Source organism: Sporosarcina sp. GTC18466, from assembly GCF_055389225.1.
This window is the reverse complement of record NZ_AP044037.1, coordinates 602411-617928: the sequence shown is the minus strand read 5'-3', so window position 1 is coordinate 617928 and position 15518 is coordinate 602411. Positions and strand designations below refer to the sequence as shown.

General features: G+C 49.0%; 15 protein-coding genes. All 15 read left to right on the top strand.

Features of this window, described 5'->3' with window-relative positions:
• Positions 1–2: 2 nt before the first annotated feature.
• The 15 genes from accC (at position 3) to ACZ5FK_RS03005 (ending at position 15509) form a co-directional block, all read left to right on the top strand.
• Complete coding sequence (gene accC / locus ACZ5FK_RS03075; protein WP_464806449.1) at positions 3–1349, top strand: acetyl-CoA carboxylase biotin carboxylase subunit; 1347 nt, start codon at positions 3–5, stop codon at positions 1347–1349.
• A gap of 58 nt (positions 1350–1407) precedes the next feature.
• Complete coding sequence (locus ACZ5FK_RS03070; protein WP_464806448.1) at positions 1408–1809, top strand: Asp23/Gls24 family envelope stress response protein; 402 nt, start codon at positions 1408–1410, stop codon at positions 1807–1809.
• Positions 1810–1957: 148 nt separating this feature from the next.
• Entirely contained in the window at positions 1958–2350 is a 393-nt protein-coding gene (gene nusB, locus ACZ5FK_RS03065) for a transcription antitermination factor NusB (RefSeq protein WP_464806447.1), read from the top strand.
• Positions 2351–2415: 65 nt separating this feature from the next.
• Positions 2416–3276, top strand: a complete 861-nt coding sequence (gene folD / locus ACZ5FK_RS03060) for a bifunctional methylenetetrahydrofolate dehydrogenase/methenyltetrahydrofolate cyclohydrolase FolD (RefSeq protein WP_464806446.1) — start codon at positions 2416–2418, stop codon at positions 3274–3276.
• Positions 3277–3373: 97 nt separating this feature from the next.
• The gene (xseA, locus tag ACZ5FK_RS03055) at positions 3374–4729 is read left to right on the top strand and encodes an exodeoxyribonuclease VII large subunit (RefSeq protein WP_464806445.1); all 1356 of its coding nucleotides are present in this window, start codon (positions 3374–3376) and stop codon (positions 4727–4729) included.
• Positions 4730–4972, top strand: a complete 243-nt coding sequence (locus tag ACZ5FK_RS03050) for an exodeoxyribonuclease VII small subunit (protein WP_464806444.1) — start codon at positions 4730–4732, stop codon at positions 4970–4972.
• Positions 4965–5849, top strand: coding sequence for a polyprenyl synthetase family protein (locus ACZ5FK_RS03045; RefSeq protein ID WP_464806443.1), 885 nt, complete (start codon positions 4965–4967; stop codon positions 5847–5849). Before ACZ5FK_RS03050 ends, ACZ5FK_RS03045 begins: the two co-directional genes overlap by 8 nt.
• Positions 5850–5955: 106 nt before the next feature.
• Positions 5956–7857 carry a 1-deoxy-D-xylulose-5-phosphate synthase gene (gene dxs / locus ACZ5FK_RS03040; protein ID WP_464806442.1) on the top strand — a complete coding sequence of 634 codons (1902 nt, stop codon included), beginning with the start codon at positions 5956–5958 and terminating at the stop codon, positions 7855–7857.
• Entirely contained in the window at positions 7854–8684 is an 831-nt protein-coding gene (locus ACZ5FK_RS03035) for a TlyA family RNA methyltransferase (protein WP_464806441.1), read from the top strand. Before dxs ends, ACZ5FK_RS03035 begins: the two co-directional genes overlap by 4 nt.
• A gap of 59 nt (positions 8685–8743) precedes the next feature.
• The gene (ahrC, locus tag ACZ5FK_RS03030; RefSeq protein ID WP_464806440.1) at positions 8744–9193 is read left to right on the top strand and encodes a transcriptional regulator AhrC/ArgR; all 450 of its coding nucleotides are present in this window, start codon (positions 8744–8746) and stop codon (positions 9191–9193) included.
• A gap of 44 nt (positions 9194–9237) precedes the next feature.
• Positions 9238–10941, top strand: a complete 1704-nt coding sequence (recN, locus tag ACZ5FK_RS03025; protein WP_464806439.1) for a DNA repair protein RecN — start codon at positions 9238–9240, stop codon at positions 10939–10941.
• Between the two features lie 187 nt (positions 10942–11128).
• Positions 11129–12091, top strand: a complete 963-nt coding sequence (locus ACZ5FK_RS03020; protein ID WP_464806438.1) for a SpoIVB peptidase S55 domain-containing protein — start codon at positions 11129–11131, stop codon at positions 12089–12091.
• 197 nt (positions 12092–12288) lie between these two features.
• Entirely contained in the window at positions 12289–13086 is a 798-nt protein-coding gene (gene spo0A, locus ACZ5FK_RS03015) for a sporulation transcription factor Spo0A (RefSeq protein ID WP_464806437.1), read from the top strand.
• Positions 13087–13237: 151 nt separating this feature from the next.
• Positions 13238–14809 (top strand): DUF342 domain-containing protein, encoded by a 1572-nt coding sequence (locus ACZ5FK_RS03010; RefSeq protein WP_464806436.1) that lies wholly within the window; start codon positions 13238–13240, stop codon positions 14807–14809.
• Complete coding sequence (locus ACZ5FK_RS03005) at positions 14802–15509, top strand: glycerophosphodiester phosphodiesterase (RefSeq protein ID WP_464806435.1); 708 nt, start codon at positions 14802–14804, stop codon at positions 15507–15509. The genes ACZ5FK_RS03010 and ACZ5FK_RS03005 overlap by 8 nt, the downstream gene beginning before the upstream one ends.
• Positions 15510–15518: the final 9 nt, after the last annotated feature.

Sequence of the window (15518 nt, the reverse complement as noted above, 5' to 3'; positions counted from 1 at the left end):
CAATGAAAAAAGTACTTATCGCGAACCGCGGGGAAATTGCGGTCCGGATCATCCGTGCATGCAAGGAACTTGGAATCGGCACGGTCGCTGTGTATTCGGAAGCGGACGCTGATGCGCTTCACGTTGAAATGGCGGACGAAGCATATTGCATCGGTCCAAAACTTTCGAAAGACAGCTACTTGAACTTTTCCAATGTGATCAGCGTAGCGAAATTGACCGGCTGTGACGGCATTCACCCGGGCTATGGATTTTTGGCCGAAAATGCGAGTTTCGCGGAACTTTGCGAAGAAGTGAATATTGAATTCATCGGTCCGACTGCCGAGGCGATTGCGAGAATGGGGACGAAAGACGTCGCCCGCGATACGATGCAGCAGGCGGGTGTACCGATTGTACCAGGTTCGGACGGCATCGTGGCAGATGAGACAGAAGGCCTCAAGGTAGCGAAAGAGATCGGCTTCCCGGTCATCATCAAAGCGACCGCTGGCGGCGGCGGGAAAGGGATCCGCGTCGCGCGCAATGAGGACGAGCTCGTCAAAGGCATCAAAATCACCCAAAAGGAAGCCGCCGCAGCTTTCGGCAATCCAGGCGTCTACCTGGAAAAGTTCATCGAGGAATTCCGTCATGTCGAAGTGCAGGTTCTTGCTGACAAGTACGGCAACACCATCTATCTTGGGGAACGTGATTGTTCAATCCAGCGCCGCATGCAGAAGCTCGTCGAGGAAGCACCGTCTCCAGCCCTTACTCCGGAGCTGCGTGCCGAGATGGGCGAAGCGGCGGTCAAAGCCGCACAGGCGGTCAATTACAGAGGTGCAGGCACAGTAGAATTCATTTTTGATCATATCAATAAGAAATTTTACTTCATGGAGATGAATACCCGGATCCAGGTGGAGCATCCGGTGACGGAAATGATTACCGGCATCGATCTCATTAAACAGCAATTGCTTGTCGCAAGCGGCGAGACGCTCAGCATCAAACAAGAGGACATCAAGCTGAACGGCTGGTCTATCGAATGCCGGATCAACGCGGAAAACCCGGCTAAGAATTTCATGCCGTCCCCTGGCCCTATCTCGATGTACATGGCTCCGGGCGGATACGGTGTCCGCGTAGACTCGGCTGCGTATCCGGGTTACACGATCCCGCCGTACTATGACTCGATGGTCGCAAAGCTCATCGTTCACGGGGACACCCGCGAAGAAGCTGTCTCCCGTATGAAGCGCGCGCTTGGTGAATTCATTATCGAAGGGGTTCATACGACAATCCCGTTCCATTTGAACTTGATGGACCACGAAGTTTTCAAGTCGGGAGATTTCGATACGAAGTTCTTAGAGCGGTATGATGTGATGAAGTGAACGGGCATGCCCGGCCCCTTGTCCACTGGCAGAATGTAAAACGAGGAGGGAACTCGATATGGCTGATAAGTCGAATCCTTCATTTGTCGGTACGGACCACGCGGGCAATGAACCGCTTGGCCGTGTACAGCTTGCTCCGGAAGTTTTGGAAGTCATCGTAGGGATAGCGACGAATGAAGTGGAAGGCGTAGCAACGATGAAAGGGAATTTCGCGACAGGTGTCGCAGAAAAATTCGGTAAGGTAATGCACGGCAAAGGCGTCAAGACGGAATGGGCGAATGAAGAACTGACCATCGACATCTACTGTGTTGTCGAATATGGCCGCCCGGTGCCGGAAGTCGCCCTCGACATTCAAAAACAAGTGCGGCATGCCATCTACCATATGACTTCACTTGAAACTAAGGAAGTGAACATCCATATTACCGGCATTGATTTTGATGCTGTCTCGGATGCGAAGTGATTGGTCTTGCGCAGCAGCCGGCAAAATATGGCCGGAACCGGAAAGCATCGTCTTCGGATGATGCTTTTCGGCTTGTTATGCTATATGAAACCGTGCGGAATATGCTATGATTAAGCCCGAGATATACAGTAGTGGAGGAGAAAACCATATGAAACGACGAGAAGCGCGCGAGAAAGCCATCCAAACCTTGTTTCAGCTCGACAGCGGAGCTATGGATGTGACCGAGGCGATCGGGTATGTGATGGACCACGAAGAGGATGGTCCGCTTACTATCGACCCATTTTATGAGAAACTGGTACGCGGTACGGTTGAACACATGAATGAGATTGACAAGGAGCTTGCGGGCAACCTTTCCAACTGGTCTCTTGAACGCCTTCCGAAAATTGAGCGCACCGTCTTGCGGATGGCATTATTCGAAATGCGTTATATCGATGATGTTCCGGAAAAAGTCGCCCTTAACGAGGCAATCGAGCTATGTAAGCTGTACGGCGATGAGAAATCTGGCCGTTTCGTCAACGGTGTGCTTTCAAAATTCAGCTGATAATACTATTTTCCAACTTAGCGAAACGTGATTGATCAAGACTGACAGTGTCTGGAGGAATGAAGATGACTGGCAAGATAATTGATGGACGTGCAATCGGAAAAGAAATCAGAAGTGAAATAAAGCAGCAGACAGGCAAGCTAAGTGAGCAAGGCTGCCAGCCGGGACTTGCGGTCATCCTGGTCGGGGAGGATCCAGCTTCGGCAACCTACGTGAAAAACAAGGAGAAATCGAGTGTCGAGGCAGGCATGAAGTCTGTATTGATCAAACTGCCAAGCGATGTATCTGCAGATGAATTGCTTCAGAAAGTGGAGGACTTGAACAATGATGATTCCATCCATGGCATCCTTGTCCAGCTGCCTTTGCCTCCCCATATTGATGAAAATCTCGTAATTGGGGCGATTTCACCCGCGAAAGACGTGGACGGTTTCCATCCAGTCAATGTTGGCAAGATGATGGTCGGCCAAGAGACATTCCTTCCATGTACACCGCATGGCATCATGGAACTCTTGAACCGCTCCCATGTTGACGTTTCGGGCAAGCATGCCGTCGTCATCGGACGCAGCAATATTGTCGGAAAGCCAATGGGACAGCTGTTGCTTCAAAAAAATGCAACTGTCACCTATTGCCATTCGAAGACTGAGGACCTCGCCAGCTTTACAAAACAGGCGGATATTTTGATTGTCGCGATTGGAATACCGAAATTCATAAAACAAGAACATTTGAAAAAAGGAGCCGTCGTCATAGATGTCGGAATGAACCGGGATGAAAACGGCAAGCTATGCGGGGATGTCGATTTCGATGAAGCGGTTCAGGTGGCGGATGCCATCACGCCAGTGCCTGGTGGAGTCGGTCCTATGACCATCACAATGCTTCTTAAAAACACATTGATCAGCGCGGAACGGGCATGCGGATCCAATTCATGACGCATCTTGTGTCTGGATGAGGATTGGATAGGGACGCTGCAGAGTTCCGACTGCAACGGAGTGCTGCAGCCAGCCGCTTATGAAGGGGGGACGCGTAATGCAAGAACAGACATACTTAACCGTGCAAGCACTGACAAAATACATACGACGAAAATTTGACGCAGACCCGCATTTGAGGAATGTCCTGATCAAAGGGGAACTATCCAATGTCAAACTCCATCCGAGCGGACATATTTATTTCACGCTGAAAGATGATAAAAGCAGGATCCAATCCGCTATGTTCCGTTCAAACGCGTCCCAGCTGAAATTCAAACCTGAAGAAGGCATGAACGTCCTGATCACCGGTGATGTCAATGTGTACGAGGCGACTGGCCAATACCAATTGTATGTTACAACGATGGAACCGGACGGAGTCGGCTCCCTTTTCCTTGCGTTCGAACAATTGAAAGCGACTCTTGGCAAAGAAGGGCTTTTTGATATGCGATGGAAACAGCCTCTTCCCGAACTTCCGTCCAAAATAGGAGTGATCACGGCTGAATCCGGCGCCGCAATCCGTGATATCTGTTCCACCATAGCAAGAAGATATCCGCTGGCTGATATCCTTCTATTCCCCGCAGTGGTCCAGGGACCGAAAGCCGCGCCATCGATTGTGAAAGCGATCAAACAAGCGGAGGAACACGGATCGATAGACGTCCTCATTGTTGGACGAGGGGGAGGTTCCATTGAAGATTTATGGGCTTTCAACGAAGAGATGGTCGCGCGGGCGATATTTTCTACCCGAATCCCGGTCATCAGTGCAGTAGGACATGAAACGGATACGACAATAGCGGATTTTGTTGCGGATAGGAGAGCGCCAACACCTACAGCGGCGGCTGAAATGGCCGTCCCTTCGAAAGAGGAATTGTTTGAAAGGATATTGGAACGGAAACGGTCCCTTTACATATCTTTCTCCAATCAGATCAAACACGAACGGAAGCGGCTGTCGGCTGCCCGTTCATCCTACCCGCTGCAGTATCCGGAGAGGCTGTACCGTCCCTTTATCGAGCGGCTTGGCTCGATGGAAGACAGGTTAGTCCGAAACGGAGCCGACATGACAGCGCGCAGGGGAGATGATTTGCAGCGGCTTGACAGAATGCTCGCCTTTTATTCACCAGAGAGGCGCATCGGGGAAGGAAGCCAGGCGATTGACCGGCTGGCGATGAGGATGACTAGAGCTGCAGGCCACGCGATCCGTGCTAAAAAAGATCGATTCACCTCTGCTTTGCGGATGATGCAGGCCCTCAATCCGTTATCTGTCATGGAGCGAGGCTTTTCAATCACATACAAAGGACATGACGTTATCCGATCAGTACAGGAGCTGGAGGAAGGGGAACGCATCCAGATCCGTCTCCAGGATGGTGTCGCGGAAGCGGATGTTCATGCGATAAGTCGAAACGAGAAGGGGGCTGATTGAATGGATACAGAAAATCTCCGTTTTGAAGAAGCGATGCGGCAGCTTGAGGAAATCGTCCAGAAGCTTGAGACTGGCGACGTGCCGCTTGAAGATGCGATCGCCTTATATAAACAAGGGATGAATTTATCAAAATACTGCCACGGCAAGCTGCAGGACGCTGAAAAGCAGCTGATTTCCGTCATAGATCAAGACGGGCAGCAAAAGCCGTTCCAACCGGAAAAAGGGGATAATTCCAATGACTGAACAATTGCAAGCGTTTATTGAGGAACGTCTTCCTCAGATAGATGAAGCCATGCTTTCCATGCTGGAAGAAGAAGGCGTGCCGCCAGTTCTGAAGGAATCAATGGCCTATTCGATACAAGCGGGCGGCAAACGGATCCGCCCGCTTCTTGTTCTGGCGGTCCTATCGGACATGGGCGTCCATAACAAGGATGCTGTCACCGTCGCCTGTGCAGTTGAAATGATTCATACATACTCTCTGATTCATGACGATCTGCCGAGCATGGACGATGACGATTTCAGGCGAGGCAAGCCGACCAATCATAAAGTGTATGGCGACGCTGTCGCGATATTGGCAGGAGATGCCTTGCAAGCGCTTGCCTTCAAGCAACTGTCTACGCTGACTGACACGGAACCAGTGAAAGTGCTTGAAATCATCCGCCATCTCGCAGACAGTTCGGGTCCTGCCGGCATGGTAGGCGGACAAGTGCTTGACATTGAAGGCGAACAGAAATCATTGACGCTGGAGGAGATGGAAAACGTCCACTCTCTGAAAACTGGGGCTCTCCTTTCATTTTGCATAGAAGCAGGGGCGATACTTGCTGGCGCAAATGAATCCGAGACCGCTTCCTTTAAAGAATATGCACGAAATATCGGCCTTGCGTTCCAAATCCAGGACGATATACTCGATGTCACATCGACGACAGAGAAATTAGGCAAAACGGCTGGCAGTGATGCGGAACGGGATAAATCGACATACCCAGCTTTGCTGGGACTGGACGGTGCGAAAGAACGGCTGGCGGAACATCACCGCCTGGCCGTCGAATCAATCTCATTCTTGCCCGATGAGCGTCCGCTTCTCGCCCAATTTGCGGACTACATCGTGAAGCGGGACGCCTGAAAACCGTCTGAATGGGTCAAACTGTTGTAATGGGGACCCTTCTTGGTATAATGAAGAAAGCACTGCGAGTATTGTGGCAATCAATTTATGAAGGTGCGTGATATTGATGGATCTAACTAAAATTAAAAATCCATCTTTCGTTAAGAATCTGAATCAAGAGCAGCTCCAGGAGCTAGCATCAGATATACGTAAATTCCTCATCGAACACTTATCAGTGACTGGTGGGCATATAGGGCCAAATCTTGGAGTCGTGGAATTGACAATCATGCTCCATCGTATGTTCAACAGCCCTGAAGATAAGATCATTTGGGATGTCGGCCACCAAGCCTATGTCCACAAAATCCTGACCGGCCGTGCCGGTGATTTCACAACCCTTAGGCAATTCAAGGGGTTGAGCGGCTTTCCGAAAATGCTGGAGAGCGAACATGACGTATGGGAGACAGGACATAGTTCCACATCCCTTTCCGCCGCGATGGGCATGGCCGCTGCGCGCGACATGCAAAAGGGCGGCAATTATGTCATCCCGGTCATCGGAGATGGAGCTCTTACAGGGGGCATGGCCCTTGAAGCGTTGAACCATATCGGTCACACAAAGACCAATATGACGGTCATCCTGAATGATAACGAAATGTCGATCGCCCCGAATGTAGGCGCTCTCCATGCTGTGCTTGGAAAGCTGCGGACAGCGGGTAAATACAATTCCGTCAAGGACGAGCTGGAATTCATCTTGAAAAAGATACCTGCTGTCGGTGGCAAAGTCGCATCTGCAGCTGAACGGGTCAAAGACAGCCTGAAATATCTACTCGTTTCCGGCGTCTTCTTTGAAGAGCTCGGCTTTACCTATCTAGGACCTATAGACGGCCATGATTTTAATGACCTTGAACGAAATCTTCAGTACGCGAAAAAGATGGAAGGCCCTGTCCTTCTTCACGTCATCACGAAGAAAGGGAAAGGATACCGGCCAGCTGAAGACGATAAGATCGGAACTTGGCATGGTACAGGACCTTATAAGATTGAAACCGGTGATTTCGTAAAGTCCGCATCCAAAGCGCCAGCCTGGAGCAGCCTTGTGTCCGAAACAGTTCGCAAACTGGCCAGAAAAGACCGGAGGATCGCGGCAATTACGCCAGCCATGCCGGTCGGCTCGAAACTTGAAGGGTTCGCCGCAGAATTTCCGGACCGTTTCTTTGATGTCGGAATTGCAGAACAGCATGCGGCTACCATGGCAGCGGGACTTGCGACACAAGGTATGAAACCGTTCCTTGCTATTTATTCGACCTTCCTTCAGAGGGCGTATGACCAGGTGCTGCACGATATCGCCCGGCAGAACCTGAATGTCTTCATCGGCATCGACCGGGCAGGCCTCGTCGGGGCAGATGGCGAGACGCATCAGGGTGTATTCGATATCGCGTTCCTTCGCCACCTGCCGAACCTTGTCATCATGATGCCGAAAGATGAGAACGAAGGGCAGCATATGGTGAAAACGGCGATCGACTATGATCAGGGGCCGATTGCAATGCGCTATCCACGCGGCAACGGACTCGGTGTTCCGATGGATGAAACGCTGCATGATATCCCGATCGGCACTTGGGAAGTACTCCGAAGAGGGACCGACGGATCGATCCTTACGTTCGGTACGACGATTCCGATGGCTCTTGAAGCCGCGGACAAGCTATCGGAGAAAGGTCTTGAAATCGAAGTGGTCAATGCGCGTTTCATCAAACCGCTCGATACAGCGATGCTCGACCGCATTTTTGCAAACGGGAAACCTGTAGTCACCGTGGAAGAAGCTGTACTCGCAGGAGGCTTCGGAAGCGCTGTCATCGAATATGCAAACGATAAACTTGAAAAAATTCCTCCAATCGAAAGAATGGGTATACCTGACCACTTCATTGAACATGGGAGCGTAGATAAATTGCTCGAAGAAATCGGCATGACTGCGGATCACCTTGCTTCTATGATGAAAACGTCCATAGAGAAACAGCGGACGGAAAGGGAAACGGTATGACGAAAGAACCGAAGGAACGGGTCGATGTCCTCCTCGTCCAGCGCGGATTGTCAGAAACGCGGGAACAGGCGAAACGGTCCATCATGGCAGGTCTTGTCTATTCAGGAGACCTGCGTCTTGATAAACCTGGGGAGAAGATCGCCCTTTCTTCGCCGCTCGTCATCAAAGGGAATGCGCTGAAATATGTGAGCCGCGGCGGCCTCAAACTGGAAAAGGCGCTAGAGGTCTTCGATGTGAGCGTAGATGGAAAAAACGTCCTGGATATCGGCTCTTCGACAGGAGGATTCACCGATTGTGCATTGCAGAATGGGGCAGCCCACTGCTATGCTCTTGATGTGGGTACAAATCAGCTCGCCTGGAAGATCCGGCAAGATCCACGGGTGACCGTGATGGAGAAGACTAACTTCCGGCATGTGGAAGCGGGGCAGTTTACAATGGGTACCCCTTCATTTGCGACAATTGATGTTTCCTTCATCTCTTTATCACTTATTTTCCCAAACTTGAAGTTGATTCTGGAAGAAGACGGCGATGTGATCGCTTTGGTCAAACCCCAGTTTGAAGCGGGCAAGGAAAAGGTGGGCAAAAAAGGGATCGTCAGGGACAAGGCTGTCCACCTGGAAGTGCTTCAGCGGGTTGCAGCCATGGCGGTCGAACAAGGGTTCACTCTGAAAGGCATTTCCTTTTCCCCTGTTACAGGCGGGGAAGGGAATATTGAATTCCTCTTCCATCTGCAGTCCGTCAAAGAAGCCGGCAATCCGTTTACGTCAGATGATTTTAAAGCATTGATCGCAAGCAGCCATGAGGAACTGACAGAACGCGCAAAATAATGCGCGTTTTTCAATGCAAATATAGAGAACTATATCTTTTTTTCAACGGAGTGATAGGATTGAATAAAGGACAGCGGCACATCCGCATCCGTGATATCATCACGGCCCAGGAAGTCGAGACACAGGACCAGCTCGTCGAAAAGCTAAAAAGTGCAGGCGTGGATGTCACACAGGCGACTGTGTCACGTGATATCAAAGAACTGCATCTTATCAAAGTGCCGCTACAAGACGGCCGTTATAAATACAGCCTGCCGCAAGTGAATAAATTCAACACAGAAGACAAACTCCGCCGTATGCTTTCGGATGCTTTTATCAGCATTGACAACGCGGGTCATTTTATTGTTTTGAAGACAATGCCGGGAAACGCCCATGCCGTCGGTTCGTTGATCGATAATCTGCCGTGGGAAGACATGCTCGGAAGCATCTGCGGTGATGATACATGCATGATCATTTGCCGAAATGAGCAAGTCGCGGCAGAAGTGAAGGAGAAGCTTCTCGCGATGATCTAGGTGTAAATGCCTGGCATCTCAAACGCGAAAGGGGGAAGACTTCAATGTTACGTGAATTATCTATTCGCAATTTCGCCATTATTGATCATCTTGAAGTGACATTTGAGGATGGTCTTACTGTATTGACGGGAGAGACCGGTGCGGGGAAATCCATAATCATTGATGCCGTCCAGCTGCTTGCAGGCGGAAGGGGATCGCAGGAATTCATCCGCCACGGAGCCCGGAAAGCTGAACTGGAAGGGCTGTTTACAGTCGAGGAGGCTAACCATCCTGTGCTTGAGAAGCTGCAGGAGTTCGGCATAGAACATGATGAGGGTACGCTGATATTGAGGAGAGACGTCAACAGCAACGGCAAATCCACTTGCCGTGTCAATGGAAAGCTGGTGACAATCGGCATCCTGCGTGAAATCGGCTCCCAGCTCATTGATATCCATGGACAGCATGATAATCAGGAACTGATGCTGGAAAAACGGCACATCAATCTTCTTGACCAATTTGCGGGGGAATCGCTTCGCCTTGCGATGGCAAGTTACACGGAGCTATATGATTCCTATATCAAGCTGAAACGGAAGCTCGATAATATGGCGGAAAATGATCAGCAAGCCGCTCAGCGGATCGATCTGTATACGTTTCAGTTAAACGAAATTGATGCAGCGTCTCTTGTTATTGGCGAAGAGGAGGAGCTGGAAGATGAGAAGCGCAAACTCCAGCACTTCAACCGCTTGTTCGAGCGACTGAATACGGCGTACGATTCCATAAGTGCTGACAATCATGCTCTTGACTGGGTCGGTTCCGCCATGAGCGATCTGGAAGACGCAGCTTCTATCGATACATCGCTTGGCGCCTACTCGGAATCAGTCGCCACAAGTTTTTATACGCTTCAAGATACAGCACATGAGCTGAAGAGTATTATTGATGGGATGGAATTTGATCCAGGCCGTCTGGATATCGTGGAAAGCCGATTAGCTTTACTTGTCTCTTTAAAAAGAAAATACGGCGCATCAGTTGAAGATATAATGATTTACAGAGATAAAATTGCCGATGAACTTGACCGTCTCCTGAATAGGGATGAACGCCTGGGAGAAGAGCAGGATAAATTCGAGCAGATCAAACAAGACTTGGACGTAGAGGCGAATGAGTTGTCCGTTATTCGCAAAGAAGCCGCAGAACGGTTAAAATCAAGCATCGCGGAGCAGCTGAAAGAGCTTTATATGGAAAAGTCGACATTTGATGTTCAGATCTTGCGTAAAGCGAACGGTGCATTTGATGCAAACGGATATGATGAAGTGGCCTTTTACATCTCAACCAACGTAGGGGAGCCGCTGAAGCCGCTTGTAAAAATCGCTTCTGGCGGAGAGTTATCCCGTGTCATGCTTGCGCTTAAGACAATATTTTCTAAACACCAGGGAGTCACATCGATCATTTTTGACGAGGTGGATACGGGGGTCAGTGGCCGGGTTGCCCAAGCGATTGCTGAAAAGATCGCAATGATTGCGACCCATTCCCAAGTGCTATGCATTTCGCATCTTCCGCAAGTCGCGGCGATGGCGGATCATCACTACCTGATCAAAAAAGATGTAAAAGATGACAGGACGCTGACAGACATAAATGAAATAACAGGCATGGACCGCATTAAAGAATTGTCAAGGATGCTGTCTGGCGCTGAGATCACGGAATTGACATTGCAGCATGCAGATGAATTGCTGAAGCTGGCGGAAAACAGGAAAAAAATATTCCGGCTTGCGTAGTTGGCGTACATACATTTTAGTATGTGCGTTTTTTATGTTTCAGACCATGTATGGTTGCAGCGAAAGGCCAGGATGTATTTTCCAAATCTATATACAGCACTGCAGTAAGCCGCTTTTGCTCGATTTACCTCTTATAACATTTCGGTGAACGGACATACCATTAGTACGTTAAATGAGGAGGTGAACTATGGAGCGGAATAGACGAAGTATGCTGACCGCAGTGCTGGCCGCGTTTTTCATTTTATTGCCGTTTGGACATGAGGCTGCAGCGGGCAGCGAATCAGTGATCCCGATGGGGCAATCCATTGGAATCCAAATGGATCTGACAGGTGTTTTCGTCACGAATGATGTGTCAGTCGGCGACAATGTCTGGCTCAGGGCTGGCGATTCGGTCCAAAAACTGGACGGCAAAGAGATAAAGGCGCTTAAGGATCTTGAGACAATTTTGCCTGAAGTGCAAAAAGATCAAGTACGCGTGATCGTTTCAAGCGGCGGTGAAGAAAACGCATTAGTGGCAGACACGAATGCCTTTAAACGTATCCTTCCGTTTCTGAAAGACCGGACGGAAGGGACAGGGACCTTAACATATGTGGATCCTCAGAAAGGGACGTATGGAGCACTAGGACATCAAATCGTCGACAGCTCATTAAAGTCTCCACCCTCCTTCAAGAATGGAGCCATCTATCTTTCAGAAATTGAACAGATCAAGAAAAGTTTGCCGGGCACTCCAGGATATAAGATTTCTTCAATTGTGAAGGACGAAGATTATTTGGGAACAATCCGATCGAATGGCGTGTACGGCATTTTTGGCGCATGGAATAGCGCTTACCAGAAAGTTTTAGCCGAACCGCTTGAGATTATGCAGCCAGCGGAACTAACTGTCGGCAATGCAGAGATCTATACGACGGTAAAAGGGACCGAAGTGGAATCCTTCCAAATCGAAATCACGAAAGTGGAGCCTGAACAATTCCAATTTATCTTGACGGATACCGCTTTATTGACGAAAACTGGAGGAATCCTCCAAGGTATGAGTGGCAGTCCGGTAATTCAAGATGGAAAATTTGTTGGGGCCGTCACCCATATGTTCGTCGATGAGCCGAAGAAGGGTGCTGGTCTCTTCCTGGTCACCATGCGCGGTGGCGAAAAATAAAACGAAAACATGAAGCCGATCCGATAAGGATTCGGCTTCATGTTTTTTATGTTCAGCGAAGTTAGTCGAAATATAGGGAAACCGTAATTCATAAGTTTCATTTTTTAGTTTTAGAAAGGAATTCCAGCGGTTTTGTCGAAAATCCTTTAAGAACAGTCGATAAACTATAAGAAGGTAAATTATTGGAGGTTAAAGGAATGGAAAAGGTGAAAATCGCAATTGCTGACGATAACAAGGAACTCGTCCGCACCATGCAGGCTTTTTTGGAACAGCAGCAGGAATTCGAAGTCATCTGGACGGCGCATAATGGAAAAGTCTGTTTATCGATGCTGAGCGAAAAGAAACCCGATATCTTGTTGCTTGATATCATCATGCCGCATCTTGACGGGATTGCTGTCCTGGAGACAATTCAGTCGGATTATAACTTATCGGGAATGCATGTCATCATGTTAACTGCATTCGGACAGGAAGATGTCATGAGCCAGGCGGCGAGTCTCGGGGCATCCTATTTCATGTTGAAGCCGTTTGAACTTGACCGGCTCGTCACGCAGATCTTCCAAGTGGCGGGGACAAATAAGCCCGTCGGCCAGCAGCTTCAAATGAAAACCCAAACAGTATCCGAAGAAGGGGTAATGAACCAGAAGATGCTTGATACGACAATCACCTCCATCATCAAAGAAATCGGAGTCCCAGCTCATATAAAGGGGTATGCCTTCCTCCGCGAAGCAATCCAGATGGTCTATACGGATGTTGAGCTTTTGGGCTCAGTTACAAAAATCCTATATCCAGATATCGCTGAGAAATATAAAACAACACCATCACGCGTCGAGCGGGCGATCCGGCATGCGATCGAAGTGGCGTGGAACCGTGGAAATTACGATGTCATCTCAAAAACATTTGGCTATACGGTACATCACTTAAAGAGCAAGCCGACGAATTCAGAATTCATTGCAATGATCGCCGATAAAATCCGAATTGAACATATGGCTTGCTAATACTGCTCAAAGCTCTGTTTTACGCATCGCGGCGTGAAGGGGAGCTTTTCTTTTTGGCAAGGTTCCTGCTAGCATCATTGCATCCTTCCGCCTATCCAAATAGTCGTATAAATAGACTATAATGAAAAGAGCGATAGGAGGTGGAGCTGTCATGCTTGTCCAAAATGATTTTTTTGATGTGTACATCACAGAGGAACAAATAGTGTTCCTTCGTTTAAAAAAAGGCGGCTACCCGATGAAATCCTTCGACCTGATCACAAGGCAGCACCCTCGTTTGAAGATTGAATCGTTTCCTGCTCTTAGGAAAGCGCTTACGGAAGTCGGGGAAGAGCATCAAATCGGAATATACATCCCGGAAATTGAAATTGACATATCACCAGATAAATTAAAAGCGGAAATCACCTTCAATGTGACGTTGGAGGATTTCCTATCCCGACGCGAAGAGATCCTAGCGCAAGCTTCTTACGAACTAGACGAAAGAGGGATCGCTTTCGGCAGGCAAGACCTAAGCGAAGTCACTTTCCTGCCTGGATCAGCCATCACAGCTGCTGTTGGCCGTGAACCGTTACGAGGGGAAGATGCCGTCATTACCTATATCGAAAAGCCGGAACGGAAACCCTTGATCAAGGAAGACGGTTCTGCAGATTATTATGATATGAATTTTGTGACCCCGATCGAGCAAGGACAATGGCTTGGTGAAAAAGTGCCTCCGCAAGAAGGGATCCCAGGAATTGATGTGTTCGGGCACGAAATACCAGCCCAGCGGGGAAGTGATGCGTTCCTTGAATACGACAGGAAGTCCGTCTTTGAAGTGCAGGAGGGCCAAAAAATTGTTCTGAGGGCAAGCCGGGGCGGGGCGCTTGACTTTATTGAAGGAAATCTTGTGAGTGTCAACCCTCAGCTCGTCATTAATGGTGATGTCGGACCCGAAACAGGTTCCATCACGTTTGACGGTGCCGTCCGGGTAATGGGAACAGTGCTTGCTGGTTATTCTGTCAAAGCTACTGGAGACATTTCAATCGAAGGAAGTGAAGGAGTCACCAATTCAAAGGAGATCTGCTCGTCTGATGGAGATCTGTATATCAAAGGCGGCGTGTTTGGCGGGGGAATGTCGATTATTGAGGCGAAAGGCGATATTTATATCAAACATGCAAATGACTGTAAAATGTTCGCCCAAACCATTCATGTAGGCCTTTATATTTTCGGATCCCATGTTGTTGCAGAAAGAGTGGCTGTGGATACCAATCAAGGTAAAATTATCGGCGGCCGCATCGAAGCGCTGTATAGTATCGAATGCGCATATGCCGGCAATCAGCACGAACGGCTGACACATCTCTCAGCATCCGGGATTGACAAGGACTTGATCTACAAAGAGATCCAGCATCTAGCTATAGAATTGAAAGAGGTTCAAGGGACAACGAGCCAGCTGGAGAAACATGTTTCGAAATTCGAAGGGGTCAATCCAGCTGGTTTGAAAGCTGAACAAAGGGACGCGTTGGAAAAAATGCAGGAATCGATTGGCGCGGCTTATGAGAAAATGTTCGAACTCGACAGGGAAATCCAGCATGGAATGAGAAAGATGCGAGATGCCGAGCCTCCGAAGATTTTTATTTCTAAAGAGGCCTATCCTGGAGTTGTGCTGTCTATAGGACAAAAATCGACCACTCTTACTAAAATTGCAACCGGAACATTCGAAATGATAGATGATGTGCTCAATGTCTAGACCTCTCGTCTTTGCGCATCGCGGTGCTTCGGCCAAATGTTTCGAGAATACGCTGGCGGCTTTTCAGAAAGCTGCAGACGTGCAGGCGGACGGTATTGAACTTGATGTACAACTGACTTCTGATGGTGTTCCTGTTGTACTGCATGACCCGACTTTGCAAAGGGTTGCAGGGAAACCGATTGAAGTTTCCCGGCTGACCTGGGAAGAACTTACGCTTATCCGGGTTGGCAAGCGGTTCGGAAGGCGTTTGTTCGGCAGCAAAATCCCGTCGCTGCAGGAAGCGGTCTCTTTTTGTCTGTTGCACCACTTGGCACTCAATATTGAGTTAAAAGAAGGGGTGGCGGAGAGGCCGGACTCTCTTCCGGCAATCCTTCACTTAGCAAATTTGCTGGATGAAGTGCATATTTCTTCGTTCGACTACTGCCTTCTTGAGCAGGTAAAGGAACTTGATCAAGCAATGGAGACGGCTCTCTTGCTGAAAAAGAAGCAGCTGGAATCTGTAAGGGAAGGTGTATTTACGGCGGCGGACAGTCTGCACTTCCATAAACGCCTATGGAAGGACGGTGCGAGGGATATTCTGATCAGCAGCGGCAAGCCGCTCCGTATGTACGGGGTCAATGGGAAGGAGGGGTTCATTCCGGATGCAAAATCGTTCGTATCCGGCTGGATCACCGATTATCCTGAACGTTTTTTGGAATAGATTGAAAAG